This window comes from Stackebrandtia sp. (assembly GCF_035643755.1).
Lineage (GTDB): Bacteria > Actinomycetota > Actinomycetes > Mycobacteriales > Micromonosporaceae > Stackebrandtia.
Map to the genome: position 1 here is coordinate 1 of NZ_DASQPW010000001.1, position 21,245 is coordinate 21,245.

Genomic DNA, 21,245 nt, shown 5'->3' on the forward strand with positions numbered 1-21,245 from the left:
GCCTGCCGCACCCGACGGCTGCCATTGGTGGGCGCCGCCAACGCCGCGCGGCTGGACGCGGTCGACGCGCCGCCGCGCCTCGTCAGGCGCTACGGCACCGAGGCGCCCGCGGTGGTCGCGGCGGCCGACGGTCACCCCGAACTGTTGCGGCCCTTGGCTCCCGGCGTTGACGCCACCGCCGCCGAACTGCGTTTCGCGGTGCGCCACGAGGGCGCGCTCGATGTCGACGATCTGCTCGATCGGCGCACGCGCGTCGGGTTCCATCCGGCGGCCCGCGCCGCCGCCGTCCCCGCCGCCGAGGAGATGCTGTGCGGCTGAGCCGTAGCCGTCGCGAGGGCCGTCACCACGGCCGCTCCCAGGCGTCGCGACGCGGTCGTGGCGTAGATACGCCAGCACCCGTGCCCACGATGTCGGGCGGCGATGCTGAATGAGGACCGCGTCAATTCGGCGACTCTACGCGTGCGGACCTTTGCGTTGCTCCAATCCGTCCACAATATTCTTGCCACATCGTCGTTTGACGTGTAGCCTCCGGCGGGTGAACGACGAAGTCGTTGCCCTTGCCTTGGCTCCCAATAAGAAGGAACTACACGCGTGGTAAGGAACTGGTGGCGTTCCCTATCGCCCCAAGGCGCACTGTGTCCCAGGCTGCGACTCCATATCCGCCGGTTGACGGGCTTTTTCGAGGTATGCACATGATTGTTAGGTCTCGGTGACGAAGTGAAGATCAGACAGAAGCTAGCTCTCCTTGTCGCCGTTCCAGTGATAGCCGTCCTGGCATTTGCCGCCTTGGCCGTCATCACTACCGGGAGTGAGGCCCTTCAAGCCCGCCAATTGCGCAACCTGGTCGCCTGTAACCAGTCGGCGGGAGAACTGATCTACAACCTGCAGGCGGAAAGAACCGTCGCGGTGGACCTTTTGACCGGCGGCGACAGCTCCACGGTCAAGAATCAGTACGACGATCAAATCGCCAAGACCGACAAGGCGATTTCCAAATATCGCCAGTCGCGCAAGAAATTGACCGACACCTCGGCCACCACCACCGCGATCCTCGACCGCGTCGACACCGACCTCAAGGGCCTGGACTCGGTTCGCGAGCGCGTCGCGGTCAGCGGCAAGCCCGCCTCCTCGACCGCGTTCGCCTACCGGATCACCATCGCCGAACTCCTGTCGTACCGCGAGTCGGTACCCCAGGTGGCGGTCTCGGCGGCGGCCGACAAGATCCGCGCCTCGACGCTGCTGTCGCGCACCATCGAGTACCAAAGCACCGAAACCGAAATCGTGCTTCGCGCGCTCGACCAGGGCAAGCTTTCCGAGGCCAACTATCAGGCGATCACCGCCGCCAACACCGGCGCCATCGACTCCACCCTCAACTTCGACTCCGTCGCCCCGGCCAAATGGCAGTCCTGGCTGGAACAGTCCCAGCTCGGGTCCAAAATGGTCGACGCCAAGTCGCTCGAGGACGAGGCGCTGCGTACCCCTCCGGGCAGCGATATGAAGGTCGACAAGAGCAAGTGGATATCGGCGATGAACCACCGCGCCGACCAGCTGCAAAAGGTCCAGCACAAGATCGACTCCCAGGTGGTTCACGACGTCAAGGTGCTGCGCGACCAGCAGTACACGCTCACCGGCGTACAGATCGCCGGCGTCGTCATCGCCGTTCTCATCGCCCTGGTGATGGCCACCTGGCTGGGTGGCCCGGTGGTGCGGGGCCTGCGCCGACTGCGGGACTCCGCTCACCACGTGGCCACCAAGAGCCTGCCCGAGGCGGTCGCGCAACTCGACGACCACAACGTGCTGGGTGAACAGACCCCGGACGAGTTCGCCCGGAAGTCGACCCCACCGGTCAAGATCCGCGGCAAGGACGAGCTCGCCGACGTCGGCCGGGCGTTCAACGAGGTGAACCAGGAAGCGATCCGGGTCGCCGCCCACCAGGCGCTGCTTCGACTCCACATCGGCGCGATGTTCGTCCGCCTGGCGCGTCGCGGTCATTCGTTGAGTGGCCGGCTCACCGCCGTGCTGGACGAGGCCGAACGCAACGAGCAGGACCCCGACCGGTTGGAGCGCCTGTTCGCGCTGGACCACCTGGTGACCCTGTTCGGCCGGACCAACGACAGCCTTCTGGTTCTCGGTGGCGCGTCGCCCGCCAAGGCTCGCGCCTCCAACGAAACCGTCGCCAATGTGCTCACCGCCGCGCAGAGCCAGATCGAGCAGTATCAGCGCATTCAGATCGGCGCGGTGGACGACGGGATCTCGCTCAAGGCCGCCACGGTGGACGACGTCGCCAAGCTGCTCGCCGAGCTGCTGGACAACGCCACGCGGTATTCCGAACACTCGGTGAACGTCACCGCCCGGCTGTTGGCCGACCGCATGGTCATCCAGATCAATGACCGCGGCATGGGAATCCCCGAGGATCGCATCGCGTACCTCAACAAGCGGCTGGCCACCCAGACGCCCCTGGACCTGGAAGCGATCCAGGCCATGGGCCTCACCGTGGTGGGCAACCTGGCGGCGCTGCACGGCATCGGCGTCGAACTGCGCAAGGCCGCGACCGGGGGAACCCTTGCCGAGGTGTCGCTTCCGGTGTCGATCCTCGAGGAAAGGCGCGATCCCCGCGCCATCGGCTCGGGGCCCGATGACGGCCGCTCCTCCCGCCGTGCGCCGCTGTTCACCCGTACCCGGCGGAAGCGGGAGGGTGCCTCCGTGGAGGCGGCCCCGTCCAAGCCCGACCGGCGCAGGCCCGGGCCGAACACGCATCACGGCAGCCGCCAGCAGCTGGTCCCCGAAAGCGACATCCCCAAGGGAAGCCGATTCAGCACCGACGGCGCCGCCGGGATGCCCATCCTGCGTTTCGACTGGGGTACCGGGCGCGCCGAGACGAACAGCCCCAACGAGCATCACACCGCCGTTCAGCCCGCCATCTCCGATCGGCCCGAGCGGCCGAGAACGATGGGCTTCAACCACGAGTCGCCGGCCGAGGCCGGCTGGCGGGCGGCGGAGCAAGCGACCCAGGCGATCGACGACATCCCCGAGGACGGTCTCCCGCGTCGTGAGCCCATGGCCCAGTTGGTACCCGGTGGCGTCGCGCCGCCGGTGCCCGAATCCGTCGCATCCCAAGCCATGCCCACGTATAGGGATCCGCAATCTGTCGGTGCGACATACGCCGCGTACGTACGTGCACGAGGCCGAAATCGTTCCCAACCCCCCAACTGACTGACAGATCGAGGAACACAACGTGACTTCACACGACTTGGATTTCTTGCTCAATGCCTTCATAGACAGAGTGCCGGATGTATCCCATGTCATCGCGGTTGCCGCGGACGGTCTCTTGATCGCACGCAACGCGGAATTGCCCGAGGACGACGCCGACCGTTTGGCTGCCATCGCCTCGGGTCTAGTGAGCCTGCTGGGCGGAGCCGCCCGTGCGTTGCAAGCGGATCCGGTGATCAGCTGTCTAGCGGAAATGCATGGCGGTTACATGTTCTCCATGGCCATCAACAGTGGAGCGAGTCTGCTGGCCCTTGCCAGCTACGACTGCGACATTGGGCAGGTGGGCCATGAACTGGCCGAATTGATCAACCAGATCGGCCCGGCGATCTCCCCCAGCGCCCGGGTGCACGCCTCCGACGCACGATGGTGACATCGCGGCGGAAGCGCTAAGCGAACAAAGGAAGGGGCCGGGACTCGTTCTCCAACGAGTCCCGGCCCCTTCGCGCCGTTGGCCGGATCAGACCGTGGGCTTTTGTCCGCGGGTCAGGATGAAGTGGTAGAACCACGCGCTGAAGTGCGGGTCGACCATCAGCTCGCGGTAGCGCTCGATCTCTTCGGTGGTGGCGCCGTGCTTGCGCAGCAGCGGCTCCGCCTGCATGTTCAAATTCAGGTGCATCATGCAGCCGGCGCTTCCACCGCGGACCGTGTTGGAGTACTCCAGGGCGTCGATCGTGTTCAGCCCCGCCTCCTCCATGTGCCGCGAAACCGTCAGCGCCCAGTCGAAGTCGATGCCCATCGCCGGGCTGACCACGCCGTGGGACAGGTACATGACGTGTTCCCACACCTTCCGGTCCGACTCCTTGGGGACCTCGATGGCGGTCTGGGGGCGACCGTTGAAGTCGCCGATCACAAGCCAGCCACCGGGAGCGAGCGCGTCCACAAGGGTCTTGAAGATGGCCTCTCGCTGCGGGAGGTGCATGAGCAGCAGCCGAACGTGAATGACGTCGAAGGTTCCGTCAACCGGGAGTCCCTCGATGACGTCGCATTCGTGGGTCTCGATGTTGGCGGTCTCTTCGATGTAGCCGACGTTCTTGTCGAGCGCGACGACCTTGCCCTGGTCGCCCACCTTGTCCGCCATCCACCGCGTTATCGAGCCGGCACCCGCGCCCACGTCCAGGCACCGCTGGCCGGGCTTGATGTCGATCTCTTCCAGGAACTGGGTCGATGTACGGTCGAAGATGGTCTCGACATAGCTGAGGTGCTGCCTGCCGATGTCCGTACCCTTCGTATCGAAAATGTACGGCTTTTCGCTCATTCAGGTATTCCTTTCTCGATGGGCGAACAGGACTCGAGGTCATCCGTCCAATGTAGCTAGTTCCTGGATGACCACATTCGAAAGACTGGGGCCGTCCCCGGCCACCTGACGCAGATACCACTTCTGCACCGGGGCATGGGTCTTCTCCGAGAACTGCCAGGTCCCGCGCGGGCTGTCGATGGTTCCCAGGTGCCCCAGCGCCTCGTTGATGGTGGCCCCGGTGACCTTCTTGTCCTTGTCGATGCGGCCGATGGCCTGGTCCAGGATGTGCACCGTGTCCCAACCGTCGAGCGAGTAGAAGTTCGTCTGCCGATCGGGGTACTTGTTGCTCCAGTCGGAGACGAATCGGCGGTTGGCCGCGTTGTCGATGTCGGGGCTGTAGTTCATCGCGGTGTAGATCCCCTTGGCCGAGGCGCCCTCGGCCTCAAGGGACGGTCCCTCGGTGAGGAAGGAGCTGTACATCGGGATGTCCTTGACCTCCGACTTCGCGTACTGCTTGACGAAGTCGACCGCGGGCTGGCCCAGATAGAACGAGTAGATCGCCTTGGCGTTGGACTGCGCGATCTCCTGGAAGTACTTGCTGTAGTCCTTGGTCTTGGGCCACGGCGTCCAGGTCGGTTGACCAGAGGGGTTCGCCAGCTGTCCGCCGGCCTTGAGGAAGGGCTTGACGAATCCTCCGACGATGGCGTAACCGCCGACGTAGTCCGGCCCGATGGCATAGACCGGGCCCTTCACATGCGAGGCGATATAGGGGGCCATGGCCACGCCCGAACGGTCCGGAAGCACCGCGGCCTGCCACAGCCACTCGTTGTCCAGGCCCATCTGCTTGAGGTCCGGCTGGCCGCCGATGCCGATGAACGGGATCTCGTGTTTGACGGTTTCGGGCGCCACCGCGGCGTAGTTGGCGGAGCTGGCCGCGCCGGCCATGACGTCCACCTTGTACTTGTTCAGGAGCCGCTTGGCCTCCGGCACCGACGTCTTGGGGCTGTCACCCTCGTCCCCGTAATGCACGTCGACGTCGCGGCCGCCGAGCTTGTTGTGGTGCAGGTCCAGATACAGTTCGACCGCGTCCTTCATGTCCTTGCCCGGCGGGGCGTACGCCCCGGTGAGCGGCATGAGGAGGCCGATGTCCACCTTCTCTGTGTCCTCGGTTTTGGACGCGGTGCATCCGGCGAGCGCTCCAATCACCAACCCGATTGTCGCGATCGCTGTGAGCTTTGTGGACTTGCTGTACTTCATACTGTAATCCTCGAAAATGGAGGGTCAGATTCGAACCCATCAAGCCGAACCCGTGCCGGTGGGGGTGGGCACGGGACAAGCGAGCCCACAATACCAGCCACGACAGGCAATGATGCCGATGGATTTGGGCTTTCTGCCGCACGTCGCCGCCGCCACGCGCGCCGGCCGGCCCGCCGCTCTCACCTCGTTGTTCACCTGCCGGACGATTAATGCTATGTGGACGTAATCCAAGATCCATGCGTTGCCGTAGTTAATTTGTGGGTAAAGGGGAGGGCCTGCTTTACACTGGCTGACTTTGTTTGTAAGGTTGCGCCGGTGCGGTGCCAGTTCGAGCCCTAAGGATGTATCGATGTCCTCCGACGAAGCCAAGTTGCGCGATTACCTGAAGCGTGTGACCTCCGACCTTCGTCGTGCCAAACAGAGACTGAGCGACACCGAAGACGCCGCTCACGAGCCGATCGCGATCGTCGGCATGGCATGCCGCTTCCCCGGCGGGGTCACCTCGCCGGAGGAGCTCTGGGAGCTGGTCGACAGCGGGCGAGACGTCCTGACGCCGTTCCCCACCGATCGCGACTGGGATCTGGACACCCTGTACGACTCCGACGACGACTCCCCGGGCTCCTCCTACGTGCGTGTCGGCGGCTTCCTCGACGACCCGGCGGGCTTCGACGCCCCGTTCTTCGGCATCTCGCCGCGCGAGGCCACCGCGATGGACCCGCAGCAGCGCCTGCTGCTCGAGACGTCCTGGGAGGCACTGGAACGGGCGCACATCGACCCGCTCACCCTGAAGGGCACACCGACCGCGATCTACACCGGCGGCAGCGACGCCGACTACGGGCCCCGGATGTTCGAGGCCCCCGAAGAGCTCGCCGGCCACGTCCTGGCGGGGCGCGCCACGAGCGTGATGTCGGGTCGGGTGGCGTACACGCTCGGGCTGCACGGCCCGGCCCTCACGGTGGACACCGCATGCTCGGCGTCCCTGGTGGCGACCCACCTGGCGATGCGCGGCCTGCGTTCCGGGGAGTGCGATCTGGCGCTGGCCGGCGGCGCGACGGTCATGACGACCCCGGGAATGTTCGTCGAGTTCAGCAGGCAACACGGCCTGGCCACCGACGGGCGGTGCAAGTCGTTTTCGGCCTCGGCTGACGGCACCAACTGGGCCGAGGGCGCCGCCGTCATCGTCTTGAAGCGCCTGTCCGACGCCCGCCGCGACGGCGACCAGGTGCTGGCCGTGCTGCGGGGCTCGGCCACCAACCAGGACGGCGCCAGCAACGGCCTCACCGCGCCGAACGGCATCGCACAGCAGATGGTGATCCAGCGGGCCCTGCGGGACGCCCGGCTCACGCCCTCCGACATCGACGCCGTCGAGGGCCACGGCACCTCCACCCGCCTGGGCGACCCGATCGAGGCCGAGGCACTGCTCACCACCTACGGCGCCGACCGGCCCGCCGACCGGCCCCTGTGGCTGGGTTCCCTGAAGTCGAACTTCGGTCACTCCGGGGCCGTCGCCGGGCTCGGCGGCGTCGTCAAGACCGTGATGGCGTTGCGTCACAACGTTCTGCCAAAGACCCAAAACGTCGACGAGCCGACGCCGCACGTGGACTGGTCGTCCGGCACCGTCAAGCTGTTGACCGATCCGGTGCCATGGCCCGCGGGTGAACGCACCCGGCGCGCGGCCGTATCGGCCTTCGGGATCAGCGGCACCAACGCCCACGTCATCCTGGAGGAGGCCCCCGCCCCGGGCGCACCCGTCGACCGGGCGACGCCCCGGGCCGGTGCGGTAGCGGGCGCGCCCTGGGTGCTGTCGGCCCGATCCGATGCCGCGCTTCGGGAACAGGCGTCTCGGCTGTTGTCACACGTCGGGGCGAACCCGGGTCTCTCCCCCACCGACGTGGGCTACTCGCTGGTGACCACTCGCGCCGCCCTGCCCTGCCGCGGCGCCATCTCCGGCCACGACCTCGCCGAGCGAACGGCGGCGTTGCGCGCGCTGGCCGAGGACGGCGAGTCGGCCGGCGTGGTGCGGGGCCCGATCACCGACGGCAAGCTGGCGTTCCTGTTCACCGGGCAGGGCAGCCAGCGCCTGGGCATGGGCCACCGGCTCTACCAGTCCGATCCGCTGTTCGCGCAGGCCCTCGACGCCGTTTGCGAGAAGCTCGACAAGCACCTCGACCGCCCGCTGCGCGAGGTGATGTTCGGCGACGACCCCGACGCGATCCACCAGACCGAGTACACCCAACCGGCGCTGTTTTGCGTCGAGGTGGCCCTGTACCGGGTGATGGAGGCCTGGGGCGTGCGCCCCGACTTCGTCGCCGGCCACTCCATCGGCGAGCTGTCGGCCGCCTGCGTCTCCGGCGTGCTGTCGCTTGAGGACGCTTGCGAGCTGGTGGCCGCGCGCGGGCGGCTGATGCAGCGGCTGCCCGGCGGCGGCGCGATGGCCGCGATCATGGCCACGCGCGAGGAGGTCACGCCGTCGCTGAGTCCGCGCGTCACCATCGCCGCCGTCAACGGGCCACAGTCCATCGTCGTGTCCGGCGACGAGCGGGACGTGGACCGGATCGTCGCGGAGTTCTCCGGTCGCGGTCGCAAGACCCGTCGGCTGACCGTGAGCCACGCGTTCCACTCCCCGCGCATGGACGACATGCTGGAGGAGTTCGGGGCCGTGGCCGCGCGCCTGGACTACCACGCCCCGAGCATCCCGATGATCTCCAATCTCACCGGTCGGCCGGTCGACGCCGACGAGATCCGCGACCCCCGTTACTGGGTGCGGCACGTGCGCGAACCCGTGCTGTTCCTGGACGGCGTCCGCGCCCTGGCCGATCGCGGGGTGACGACCTTCGTCGAGCTCGGTCCCGACGGGGCGCTGACCACCATGGCTCAGGACTGTGTGGACACCGAGCCGGAGGCCTTCATCGCCTCCCTGACCCGGGGCCAGGACGACGCGACGGCGCTGAACGGCACCATGGCGCGCCTGTTCGCCCGGGGCGTGCGGATCGACTGGAAGGCGTTCTACGCGGACACCGGGGCGCGCAAGATCGACCTTCCCACCTATCCGTTCCAGCACACCCGCTACTGGCAGCCCTTCGACTCCCGGCTCGGCGACATGACGGGCACCGGCGTGACGGGCGCCGACCATCCCCTGCTGGGAGCCACGGTGGCGCTGGCGACCGGCGACCGGATGCTGCTCACCGGGCACCTGTCGGTGTCGTCGCACCCCTGGCTGGCCGACCATGTCGTCGCCGGAAGGGTTCTGGTGCCGGGCGCGGCCATCACCGAGATCGCGCTGCACGCATGCGAACTCACCGGGCACGACCGGATCGGCGAGCTGACCCTGAGGGATCCGATGGTGATCCCCGACGGTGCCGGTGTCCGGATCCAGATGCGGCTGTCCGAACCGGACGATGACGGGCGCACCGTCGCCGAGCTGTACGGATGCGTCGACGGCGAGGAGTCCTGGACCGCCCATGCCTCGGCGGTGCTGGACAACCGCGACGACGCCGGGGCCGCATTCGCGGGCACCGTCGCGCCACCGGGCGCCGAGTCCATTGACCTGAGCGACTTCTACGACCGCGCCGCCACCGAGTCCGGGCTGAGCTGGGGGCCGTCCTTCCAGAGCCTGCGCACCGCCTGGCGGGACGGTGAGGAGTTCTACTCCGAGATCGAGCTGCCCGCCGACCGCGCCGCAGAGGCCGAGAACTTCGGGATCCACCCGGCCCTCCTGGACGCGGCGCTGCAGACCGCGGTCGTCGACCGGGTGGCCCGCGGCGAACTGGGCCTGCCGTTCGCGCTGAACGGCGTCGAGTTGTTCACCGCGGGCGCGGCGGCGGCGCGGGTGCGCGTGACGCCGCAGGGGCCCGACTCGGTGACCATCCACCTCGGCGACTCCGGCGGGCAACCCTTGGCCCGCATCGAATCGCTGGTCGTCCGCGAGCTGCCCGCCGGTTCGGCCCCGGGCGCCGACCGCGCCGCCGACGCGCCGATCGGCGTGGACTGGGTGCCGGCCGACGAGACGACGCCCCACGACGATTTCCGCCGCTTGGGCGCCGGCGTCACCCCCGACGCGCTCGGCGATCCTCTGCCCAGCGCCGTGGTGGCCGCCGTCGACGTCGACGGCGAACTGTCCCATGTGGTATCCGGCGCGTTGGCGTTGGTGCGCGGCTGGTTGGCCGACGACCGCTACACCGACACCACGCTGGTGTTCGAGCTGCCGGGCGACACGCCGGTGAGCTCGGCGGTCGCCGGACTCGTTCGGGCGGCCCAGGCCGAGCATCCTGGCAGGTTCGGGCTACTGCACGCCGACGAGACCGTGTCCCCCACCGCGATGCCCGAGGCGCTGGGCGTGCTCGCCGGAGGCGAGCCCGAGGTGCGGGTGAGCGGCGAGCAGGCGATGAGGCGACGACTGTCCCGTGAGGACAATGAGGCCGTCTACGCCCTGCCGAACGACTCGAACTGGCGCCTGGGCGTCACCGACGACGGCGGCATGGAGATCATGACCTCCGAGTGCGCCACCCGGCCCCTGGCGCCCCAGGAGGTACGCATCAAGGTCGGCGCCGCCGGGCTCAACTTCCGTGACATCGTCGTGTCGATGGGCATGGCCGACCGGCTCAGGGGACTGCACATCGGGTTCGAGGGCGCCGGCGTCGTCCTGGAGGTCGGTTCCGAGGTGACCACGCTGTCCGTCGGCGACCGCGTCATGGGGTTCCTGGAGGACGCGATAGCGCCGATCTCGATCGGCGAGGCCCCGACGCTGGTGCCGCTTCCCGAGGGATGGACCTTCGCCCAGGGTGCCTCCGTCCCGGTCGGATTCGTCACCGCGTGGCTCAGCCTGGTCGACGCGGCACGAACCCAGCCGGGAGAACGCGTGCTGGTGCACTCGGCGACCGGCGGCCTCGGATTGGCGGCGATCCAGATCGCCCGGCATCTGGGCGCCGAGGTGTTCGCCACCGCCAGTCCCCCGAAGCAGCATCTGTTGCGGCGCATGGGCTTCGACGACGACCACATCGCGTCGACCCGCACCCTGGACTTCCGCGACACGTTCATGGCCACGACCAACGGCGAGGGCGTCGACGTGGTGTTGAACTCGCTGGCCGGCGACTTCACCGACGCCACATTGGACCTGATGCCCCGGGGCGGGCGCCTGATCGAGCTGGGCAAGACCGATGTCCGCGACGCCAAGGTGGTCGCCGCCTCCCATCCGGGCGTCCGCTACGAGTTCCTCGACACCGGCGATCGCGACGACTCCGACCAGGCGATGGCCCACGTGCACCGGCTGCTGGCCGAGGGGGTCTTCCAACCCCCGCTGATGAGCACCTTCCCGATCGAGCGGGCCCAGTCGGCCTTCCGCTTGATGCGCAAGGCCAAGCACCTCGGCAAGCTCGTGGTGACCCTGCCGTTCGAGTGGGACCCCGACGCCACCGTCCTGATCACCGGCGGCACCGGCACCCTCGGTGGGGCGCTGGCGCGGCACCTGGTGACCCGCCACGGCGTCCGCGACCTGCTGTTGACCAGCCGCCGCGGCCCGGACGCCCCCGGCGCCGCCGCGCTGGCCACCGAACTGGCCGGAGCCGGCGCCCGGGTGCGGATCGAATCGTGCGACGTCGCCGATCGCGACGCCGTCGCGGCGCTGCTGGGCACCCTCGATCGCCGGCTCGGGGCGGTCGTCCACACCGCCGGGATCGTGGTCGACGGCGTGGTCGACGGCATGACGGCCGAGCAGCTGGATCTCGTGCTGCGCACCAAGGCCGAGTCCGCGCGGCACCTCGACGAACTCACCGACGGCCTCGGCGTGGACCGCTTCGTGCTGTTCTCCTCGGCCGCCGGGACCCTCGGTTCCCCCGGACAGTCGAACTACGGCGCGGCCAACGCCTACCTGGACGGGCTGGCCCGCCAGCGCCGCCGCCACGGACGTCCCGCGGTGTCGATCGCCTGGGGGCTGTGGGCCCAGGCGTCGGGCATCACCGGACAGCTGTCCACCCAGGACCTGGAGCGGTTGACCGGCAACGGTTTCGCCGCGCTGAGCACCGACGAGGGCATGTCGATGTTCGACGCCAGCCTGACCTCGTGGGATCCCTGCCCGCTCGCGGTCAAGTTCGACATGCGCCAATTGCGGGCCCACGCCCGCGACGGCGATCTGCCGCCGGTGTTCCAGGGATTGATCGGTTCGACGCGGCGCCGGACGTCGACGTCGCACAAGGACAGCAGCGGCAAGCTGCGCCAGCGCCTGGCCGCGGCGTCCCCGCTGGAAGGACGGCAGATCCTGCTCGACCTGGTGAGGTCGCACGCGGCGACGGTGCTGCGCTTCGACTCCAGCGATGACGTGCCGGCGGATCGCCCGTTCCACGACATCGGCTTCGACTCCCTGACCGCCGTCGAGTTGCGCAACCACCTCAACCGGCTCACCGGGCTTCGCCTGTCGAGCACCGTGGTCTTCGACCACCCCACGCCCTCGGCGCTCGCCGACCGGATCGGCACCGAAATGCTTCCCGAGGAGTCGAACGCGCTGCCGCTGGACGACGAGCTCGACCAGCTCGAGGCGCGACTGAACGAGATTTCGCCGGACGCCGAAAACCGCGACAGAATAGCCAAGCGCCTGGAGACCTTGCTGTGGAAGTGGAACGGCCCGCAGACTCCGGACGGCGAGGTCATGGCCAAGGACGCCCTTGACTCCGCAACCGACGAGGAGATGTTCGCGTTGATCGACAACGAGTTGGGATCCACCTGACTCGCTTATCCAATCCTCTCAAGGATACGAATGAGATGAACAACGGCTCCACAGAAGACAAGCTGCGCGAGTATCTGCGCCGGGCTGTGGTCGACCTGAGTGATGCCCGCCAACGGTTGCGGCACGCCGAGGCGTCCAGGCACGAGCCGATCGCCGTCGTTGGCATGGCCTGTCGCTACCCCGGCGATGTGGAGTCACCCGAGGATCTGTGGCGTCTGGTCGAGGCGGGAGGCGACGCCGTCGTCCCGTTCCCCGTCGATCGGGGCTGGGATCTGGGAGCGCTTCATGATCCCTCCGGCGAACGGTCCGGTTCGTCGACGGTGAACGTCGGTGGTTTCCTGTCCGGTGCCGCCGAGTTCGATCCGGGCTTCTTCGGCATCTCGCCGCGCGAGGCCGTCGCGATGGACCCGCAGCAGCGGCTCACGCTCGAGGTGAGCTGGGAGGCCCTCGAACGCGCCGGCATCGACCCGGTCTCCCTGCGCGGCAGCGGAACCGGGGTATACGTGGGCTCCTTCACCCAGGAGTACTGCCCGCCGCTCGAGGCCGACACCGAGGGCTTCGAGGGCCAGCTGGGGACCGCCAACAGCAGCAGCGTGCTGTCGGGCCGGGTGTCGTACACCCTCGGCCTGGAGGGGCCGGCCATCACGGTGGACACGGCGTGCTCGTCGTCCCTTGTGGCCATACACATGGCGATGGCGGCCCTGCGATCGGGCGAGTGCGATCTGGCGCTGGCCGGCGGCGTGACCGTGATCGCCGGGCCCCGGGTCTTCGTGGAGTTCAGTCGGCAGCGCGGTCTGGCGCCCGACGGCCACTGCAAGTCGTTCTCCTCCGACGCCGACGGCACGAACTGGGCCGAGGGGGCCGCCATGCTCGCGGTGGAGCGTCTGTCGGACGCCCAGCGCCTCGGCCACCCCGTGCTGGCGGTGTTCAAGGGTTCATCCGTCAACCAGGATGGTGCCAGCAACGGGCTCACCGCGCCGAACGGCCCGTCCCAGGAGCGGGTGATCCGCGCCGCCCTGAGCGCGTCGAACCTCGGCGCCGCCGACGTGGACGCCGTGGAGGGTCACGGGACCGGGACCGTGCTGGGCGATCCCATCGAGGCCCAGGCGCTCATCAACACCTACGGCCAGACCCGGGAGCCGGGGCGGCCCCTGTATCTGGGCTCGCTGAAGTCCAACTTCGGCCACGCCCAGGCCGCGGCCGGGGTCGGGGGCGTCATCAAGATGGTGATGGCGATGCGCCACGAGACGCTGCCCCGGACCCTGCACGTGGAGGAGCCGAGCCCCCACGTCGACTGGGACAGCGGGGACGTGAGCCTGCTGACCGAGGCCGTGCCGTGGCCGCGCACCGACCGCCCGCGGCGCGCCGGGGTGTCCTCGTTCGGCATCAGCGGCACCAATGCCCACGTGATCGTCGAAGAGGCGCCCGTCGAGCCGCGCGAGGAGAACGAGGATGCCGCCTCGGCGCCCGCCCTCGCGGTGGTACCGGTACCGCTGTCCGCGCGATCCGTCGAAGCGTTGCGGGGCCAGGCGAAGCGGCTGAGCGGGCACTCCGCGTCGCGCCCGATCGACATCGGACATTCCCTGGCAACCGGGAGGTCCACATTCGACCATCGCGCGGTGGTGATGGCGCACGACCCCGCGGAACTGGCCGAGGGCCTGCGTTGCCTGGCCGACGACGAGCGGTCGGCGCGCGTGGTGTCCGGAAAGGTCGCGGGCGGCAAGCTCGCCATCCTGTTCACGGGCCAGGGAAGCCAGCGCCCCGGAATGGGCCGGGAACTGTATCGCGCGTATCCGGGTTTCGCCGCGGCCTTCGACAACGTTGCCGCCGCAATGGATCCGCACCTCGATGGCCCGCTTCGGGATCTGGTCTTCGACACCGAAGGCACCGCGATCCACCAGACCCAGTACACCCAGCCGGCGCTGTTCGCCGTCGAGGTGGCGCTGTATCGCCTGGTCGAGTCCTGGGGGGTGCGGCCGAGCTTCGTCGCCGGGCATTCGATCGGCGAGCTCACCGCCGCCCACGTGTCCGGCATTTTGTCCCTTGAGGACGCCTGCGAGCTGGTGGCGGCGCGCGGCCGCCTGATGGGCGGGCTGCCGTCGGCGGGGGCGATGCTGGCGGTGCGCGCCACCGAGGACGAGGCCCGTGAGCTGTTGGTCGACGGCGCGGAGATCGCGGCGGTCAACGGTCCCGCGGCCGTCGTGGTGTCCGGTGCCGCCGAGGCCGTCGCGCAGGTCGGCGCCCGGCTGGCCGAGCGGGGCCACAAGACCCGGCCGCTGACCGTCAGCCACGCGTTCCACTCCCCGCTCATGGACGACATGCTGGTCGAGTTCGGCCAGGTGGCGTCCGGTTTGACCTACCACGCCCCCGAGATACCGGTGGTGTCCAACCTCAGCGGACGGCTGGCCGCGGAGTCGCAGATCCGCACGCCGCGTTACTGGGTCCGGCACGTGCGCGAACCGGTGCGATTCGCCGACGGGGTGCGGGAACTGCGCGCCCAGGGCGCGACCACCTTCCTCGAGCTCGGCCCCGACGGCGTGCTGTCGGCGGCGGCGCTGGAGTGCCTGGACGACACCGCGGCGGCCGTGTCGGCCGCGCGTCGCGGACGCCCCGAGGCCGACAGCCTCGTCGAAGCGCTGGCGGCGGTGCACGTTCGAGGCCATCGGGTCGACTGGGAGGCATATTTCGCCGGCACCGGCGCCCGCCGAGTCGACCTGCCCACCTACGCGTTTCAGCGTCGGCGGTACTGGATCAAGCGGGAATTCCCCGCACTGTCGGCGCCCCAGTCCGACACCCTGCACCGGATCTCGTGGATCGCGAGCGACCCCACCGACGGCGTCCCCATCGCCCACGCCCTCACCCTCGACGGTCTCTCCGCGGACCTGGACGCGATACCCACCCCCGTCCCCGAGGTCGTCGTGGCCACGGTCGACGGCTCCGGCGATGCCACGGCGGCGGTCACCGAGGCCCTGCGCCTGGTTCGCACCTGGCTGGCCGACGACCGCTTCGCCCGCTCCACGCTCGCCTTCAGATCCACCATGGATACTCCCCAGTGGTCGGCGGTCTCGGGCCTGGTGCGTTCGGCCGAGGCCGAGCATCCTGGTCGTTTCGTCGTCGTGCACGGCGACGTGCCGAGCGCGCTTCCCGTGGGGGAGGCCGAGTTCACGCTCACCGATGGGGTCTTGTCGGTTCCCCGGCTGGCCCCGATGCCCGCGGACCGGCCCAACGGCGCCACGCGGCTCGACCCCGACCGGACGGTGCTGATCACGGGCGGAACCGGAACCCTCGGTGCCAGCCTGGCGCGGCATCTGGTCGAGGCGCACAAGATCCGCCACCTGGCGCTGATCAGCCGCCGCGGCATCGCCGCCGACGGCGCCGGCGAGCTGAAGTCCACGTTGGAATCGCTTGGCGCGCACGTCCAGGTGATCGCGTGCGACACCGGCGACCGGGAGGACCTGGCCGCGGCGCTGAGCGGCATCGATCGTCCGCTGGGGGCGGTCATTCACGCCGCCGGGATCATCGACGACGGCGTCATCGCCCAGCTCACCCCGCGGCGGGTGGAGTCGGTGATGCGGGCCAAGGCCGAGGCCGCCCGCCATCTGGACGAGCTGACCGCCGGCGAGGACCTGAGCGCGTTCGTGCTGTTCTCCTCCCTGGCGGGCGTGCTGGGCGCACCGGGACAGGCCAACTACGCCGCCGCCAACCGGTTCCTCGACGGCCTGGCCCGCGATCGGGTCCGCCGCGGGCTGCCCGCCGTGTCCATCGCCTGGGGCCTGTGGAGCCAGCCCAGCGGCATCACCTCCGGGCTCAGCGGGGCCGACCTGCAACGCTTGGGCCGCAGCGGTTTCGTCCCCCTGGAGACCGCCGAGGCCCTGGAGTCGTTCGACGCGGCGCTGGCCGGCGCGGACAGCTGCGTGGTCGCGGTCCGGCTCGATCGCGACGCGCTGCGCCGCCGGGCCGACGCGGCGACGATTCCCCCCGTTCTCGGCGATCTGGTGCCGCACGAACCGCACACCCGGAAGACGCCGGACGCCGACCCCGCGACGCGACCCGGTCTCGACGCCTCCGACGACAGGCAACGCCGCGAGACACTGCTCGACCTGGTGCGGACTCACGCGGCGGCCGTGCTGCAACTGGACGGCCCGGAGGACCTGGAACCCGACAGTCGGTTCCAGGACGAGGGGTTCGACTCGCTCACCGGCATCGAGCTGCGCAACGTGCTGTCCCGGGAACTGTCGATCGCGCTGCCCAACACGGTCGCGCTCGACCAGCCCACCCCCGAGGCGCTGGCCGACTACATCGCCACCCTCCTGGACGCCGGCGGCTCGGCGCCCACTCCGGCGCCGGTCCACGACAGCCTCGCCTCCCTGCTGCTGACGGCCGATCGCAGCCGGGTCGGCGAGGTCCGGGAACTCTCGATGGCCTTGGCCCGGTTCAGGAAGGCGTTCGACTCGCCGTCCGAGCTGGGGCCGGGTCCGTGGTGGACTCAGACCCGCGACGGCGACCCGGCCAAGCCCACCCTGGTGTGCGTGCCGTCCTTCGTGTGGGGCGGCCACGAGACCCACTACTCCGGCATCGTCAACGCCTTCGGCGCGGACCTGCCGGCGGTGACGCTGACGCTTCCGGGATACCGCGACGGCGAGCCCATACCGTCCACGGTGGACGCGATGGCGTCGGCAATGGCCGCCGCCACCGCCGACGCCGTCGGCTCCGGACCGTTCATCATGGTCGGTCACTCCGCCGGGGCCCTGATGGCCGCCCGCGCCACCGCCGCGTTGGAGGCGCTGGGCATGAAACCGCACGCCCTGGTCCTCGTGGACCCGGTCCCCTGGGGACCGGGCGAGTCCCAGCAAGGCTGGTGGGTGACCATCCATCACATTCACGGTGTCATCCCCGAGCGCACCCCCGGCGTCGCCGAGGGCGAAGCCTGGATCACCGCGGAGGCCCGTTACTCGTCGTTCGACTTCACCGTGCCGAGCCTCAGCTCCCCGACGCTGCTGGTCAAGGCCGACGATCTGCTGGAGGGGCTCGACCCCCCTGGCGACGGTTGGCGAGTCGCGTGGCACCTGGACCATTCCGTCGTCAACGCCCCCGGCGACCACTATTCCCTGTTGCACGCCGACAACGCGTCCAAATGGGTTCCCGGAGTAGAGGAGTGGCTGCGTGACTTGCCCATCACGAGAAGAAGGTGACACCCCACCATGCCGATTCGTTCCGTTGACGAGATCGCGTGGACACTGAGCAGCCCACGGACGGGTGGACTGCGCTCCAACGCCCACCTGTTGGCGGACTTCGTCTCATCCCGTCCCGAACTTGACCCGCGCGACGTCGGATACACCCTCGCCGGCCGCCCGGCCGCCGCACAACGGGCCGTCCTGATCGGAGACGACCGCGACGGCCTGCTCGGCGGCGCCGAGGCGCTGCGGCACGGACGGCCCGCGTCTCATGTGGTCGTGGGCCATGTGCGCCAGGACGTCCGCCCGGTGCTGGTGTTCCCGGGCCAGGGCTGGCAGTGGGCGGGCATGGCGGCCGATCTGCTGCGGACCTCCCCCGCCTTCGCCGAGCGGCTGCGCGAGTGCGACGCGGCGCTGCGTCCGCACATCCCGCTGTCCGTCACCGCGATGCTGACGGGCGACGACGCCGGCTGGCTCGACGACGTCACCCTGATGCAGCCCGCGCTGTGGGCCGTCATGGTGTCGCTGGCGCACGCGTGGGAGTCCCTCGGCATCACCCCGGCGGCCGTCGTCGGCCACTCCCAGGGCGAGACCGCGGCGGCGGTGATCGCCGGGGCGCTGTCCCTGGCCGACGGGGCCCGGGTGGTGACGTCGTACGCGCGGGCCATCAAGGAGGATCTGTCCGGGCGCGGCGGCATGGTCGCCGTGGGCCTGTCCGCCGAGCAGACCCGCAAACGGTTGGCGCCGTGGCACGACCGGATCTGGGTGGCGATCGCCAACGGCCCCTCGTCCACCGTGGTCTCCGGCGAGCCCGGGGCGCTCGGCGAGCTGCTGGAAGACTGCGCGGCCGCCGGGGTGTGGTCGCGGCGCATCGCGATGGACTACGCGCCCCACACTCCGCACGTCGACGCGGTGATCGACCGCCTGACGTCCGAGTTCTCCGCCATCAGGGCCAGCGCCTGCCGCGTCCCGTTCTACTCGACCGTCACCGGCGGGCTGGTCGACCCCAACGCGCTGGATCCCGGCTACTGGGTGGCCAACCTGCGCCAGCCCATCCAGTTCGACCGCGCCATCCGGTCCCTGCTGGAAGACGGGTATCGGGTGTTCCTGGAGTGCAGCGCCCATCCGGTGCTGACCGTGGGAATGCAGGAGACCTTCGACGACGCGGGGATCGACGCCGCGGCCCTGGGCACGCTGCGGCGCGGCGAGGACGGCGCCCGCGGCTTCCTTACCGGGCTGGCCCACCTGTGGGCCAACGGTGTCGACATCGACCGGCGCGGCTGGTTCCAGGGCGGCCGGGACGTCGACCTGCCCGAGCTGGCCTCCGCGTCGACCAATATCGACGAGGGGCCGCTGGGTCGCCTGGCGGATCTCAGCGTCGGCGAGCAACGCCGGCTGCTGCTCGAACTGGTGTGCCAGCACACGGCCGCCGCGCTGGGCGACGTGAGCGCCTCGGCGGTCGGCGAGGACGTCTCGTTTCGCGAGGCGGGCCTGGATTCGCCCAAGGCCATGGAGCTGCGGGGCAGTCTCAACGCCGCGACCGGCCTCAACCTTCCTGCCGCGGTGGCCTACTCCTGCCCGACACCCGCGGCGCTGGCGGATCGTTTGCGGCGCGAGCTGGTCGGCGAGGAAGCCTCCACACTAGACATAGCCGAGTCGGAGACGGTGGACCCGACCGAGCCGATCGCGATCGTCGGCATGGCGTGCCGCTATCCCGGCGAGGTGCGGTCGCCCGAGGATCTGTGGCGCCTGGTCGCCGACGGCACCGACGCGATCGCCGACTTCCCGTCCGATCGGGGCTGGCGCCTGGACAGCCTGATCGACGACACCGGCGAGCGGCCCGGAACGACCTATGTGTCCCGGGGCGGTTTCCTGTCGGGGGCGGCGGACTTCGACGCGGGCTTCTTCGGCATCTCGCCGCGCGAGGCCCTCACCATGGACCCCCAGCAGCGCATCACGCTGGAGGTGACCTGGGAGGCCCTGGAGCGCGCCGGCATCGATCCGTCCCAGCTGAAGGGAACCGGCGTGGGCGTGTTCGCCGGCGCCTCGGCGCAGGAATACGGACCCCGCCTCGACAACGCGCCGGAGGACCTCGAGGGACAGATCATCACCGGCAGCGCCAACAGTGTCCTTTCCGGACGCGTCGCCTACACGCTCGGGTTCGAGGGCCCGGCGTTGACGGTCGACACCGCCTGCTCGTCGTCCCTCGTGGCCGTTCACCTCGCCATGCAGGGCCTGCGGGACGGCGACTGCCGGCTCGCCGTGGCCGGCGGGGTCACCGTGCTGGCGAACCCGGGGATGTTCATCGAATTCAGCAGGCAGCGCGGCCTGGCGCCCGACGGCCGCTGCAAGTCGTTCTCCTCCGACGCCGACGGCACCAACTGGGCCGAGGGCGCCGGAATGCTGGTGCTGGAACGCCTGTCGGACGCCCAGCGCCACGGTCACCGCGTGCTGGCGGTCTTGCGGGGGTCCGCGATCAATCAGGACGGCGCCAGCAACGGGCTGTCGGCGCCCAGTGGCCCGTCCCAGGAGAACCTGATCCGGCGGGCCCTGGCCCGCTCCGGGTTGACCGCCGCCGACGTCGACCTGATCGAGGCGCACGGCACCGGCACCGCTCTGGGGGACCCGATCGAGGCTCAGGCCCTGCTGGCCACCTACGGCAGGGGCCGTCCCGACGACACACCCGTGTATCTGGGCTCGCTGAAGTCCAATATCGGCCACGCCCAGGCCGCCGCCGGGGTCGGCGGCATCATCAAGACGGTGATGGCCATGCGCCACGGCCTGATGCCGCGCACCCTGCACGTGGACTCCCCCACCGCGCACGTCGACTGGTCGGCGGGCGCGGTGGAGCTGCTCACCGAGGCCCTGCCGTGGCCCGAGCGCGATCGGGCGCGCCGCTCGGCGGTGTCGTCCTTCGGGATCAGCGGCACCAACGCGCACGTCATCGTGGAGGACCGGCCCCAACCGTCCGTCGAGAGGCCGGCGCCGGCGCCGGGCGCGGTGGCGTGGCCGCTGTCGGCCCAGTCCCCCGACGGCCTGGCCGCGCAGGCCCGCGAGCTCGCCGCGTTCACCGCCGCCCGAACGGAACTGGCCGTCGAGGAGGTGGCGACGGCCCTGGTCGGCACCCGGGCACGGATGCGCCACCGCGCCGTCGTCATCGGCGACGATCCCGCGGCGATGCGGGAGGGGCTGGACGCCATCGCCTCACGGGATCCGAATCCGCCCGCCAGCGTGGTGGTCGGCGAGACGATGCCACGCGGCGTCGACCCGGTGTTCGTCTTCCCGGGCCAGGGAACACAGTGGACGAAAATGGGTCTGGTTCTGGCCGAACGCTTCCCGGTGTTCGCCCATGCCCTCGACGAGTGCGCCGACGCCCTGCGCGAAGTGGCCGACTGGGACCTGCGGGCCGAGTTGGCCGGGGACCTGACCGACGTGTCGGTGGTGCAGCCCGCTTCGTGGGCGGTGATGGTGTCGCTGGCCCGACTGTGGGAATCGTTCGGTGTCACCCCGGCCGCCGTGGTCGGGCACTCCCAGGGTGAGATCGCCGCGGCGGTGGTCGCGGGCGCCCTGTCGCTTTCCGACGGCGCCCGGG

At 69.8% G+C, this 21,245-nt stretch carries 7 protein-coding genes and 1 pseudogene; 6 read left to right on the plus strand and 2 right to left on the minus strand.

The window, feature by feature from the left end; all coding sequences use genetic code 11:
* The 3 genes from VE172_RS00005 to VE172_RS00015 form a co-directional block, all read left to right on the plus strand.
* The coding region (locus tag VE172_RS00005) for a glycerol-3-phosphate dehydrogenase C-terminal domain-containing protein (protein ID WP_324795330.1) at positions 1–318 on the plus strand (318 nt) is incomplete at its 5' end.
* A gap of 513 nt (positions 319–831) precedes the next feature.
* Positions 832–3,210: a sensor histidine kinase gene (locus VE172_RS00010; RefSeq protein ID WP_324795333.1), complete on the plus strand. Its 2,379-nt coding sequence runs from the start codon at positions 832–834 to the stop codon at positions 3,208–3,210.
* 22 nt (positions 3,211–3,232) lie between these two features.
* Positions 3,233–3,637, plus strand: coding sequence for a roadblock/LC7 domain-containing protein (locus tag VE172_RS00015; protein WP_324795335.1), 405 nt, complete (start codon positions 3,233–3,235; stop codon positions 3,635–3,637).
* Positions 3,638–3,724: 87 nt separating this feature from the next.
* Here VE172_RS00015 and VE172_RS00020 read toward each other — a convergent pair whose 3' ends face one another.
* Positions 3,725–4,522 carry a class I SAM-dependent methyltransferase gene (locus tag VE172_RS00020; protein WP_324795338.1) on the minus strand — a complete coding sequence of 266 codons (798 nt, stop codon included), beginning with the start codon at positions 4,520–4,522 and terminating at the stop codon, positions 3,725–3,727.
* Between the two features lie 39 nt (positions 4,523–4,561).
* Positions 4,562–5,710, minus strand: a complete 1,149-nt coding sequence (locus VE172_RS00025) for an ABC transporter substrate-binding protein (RefSeq protein WP_324795341.1) — start codon at positions 5,708–5,710, stop codon at positions 4,562–4,564.
* A 400-nt stretch (positions 5,711–6,110) separates the two neighbouring features.
* Here VE172_RS00025 and VE172_RS00030 point away from each other — a divergent pair, with 400 nt between their 5' ends.
* From VE172_RS00030 to VE172_RS00040, 3 genes and pseudogenes are all read left to right on the plus strand, one after another.
* Complete coding sequence (locus tag VE172_RS00030; protein ID WP_324795343.1) at positions 6,111–12,479, plus strand: SDR family NAD(P)-dependent oxidoreductase; 6,369 nt, start codon at positions 6,111–6,113, stop codon at positions 12,477–12,479.
* A gap of 50 nt (positions 12,480–12,529) precedes the next feature.
* Positions 12,530–17,671, plus strand: a pseudogene (locus VE172_RS00035) (SDR family NAD(P)-dependent oxidoreductase); the annotation flags it as partial.
* 9 nt (positions 17,672–17,680) lie between these two features.
* Positions 17,681–21,245: acyltransferase domain-containing protein (locus VE172_RS00040; RefSeq protein WP_324795349.1), on the plus strand; the 3,565-nt coding region annotated here is incomplete at its 3' end.

Coding starts and splice junctions, on each gene's coding strand:
- VE172_RS00020 (WP_324795338.1), bottom strand. CDS start 4,522: ATGAGCGAAAAGCCGTACATTTTCGATACGAAGGGTACGGACATCGGC.
- VE172_RS00030 (WP_324795343.1), top strand. CDS start 6,111: ATGTCCTCCGACGAAGCCAAGTTGCGCGATTACCTGAAGCGTGTGACC.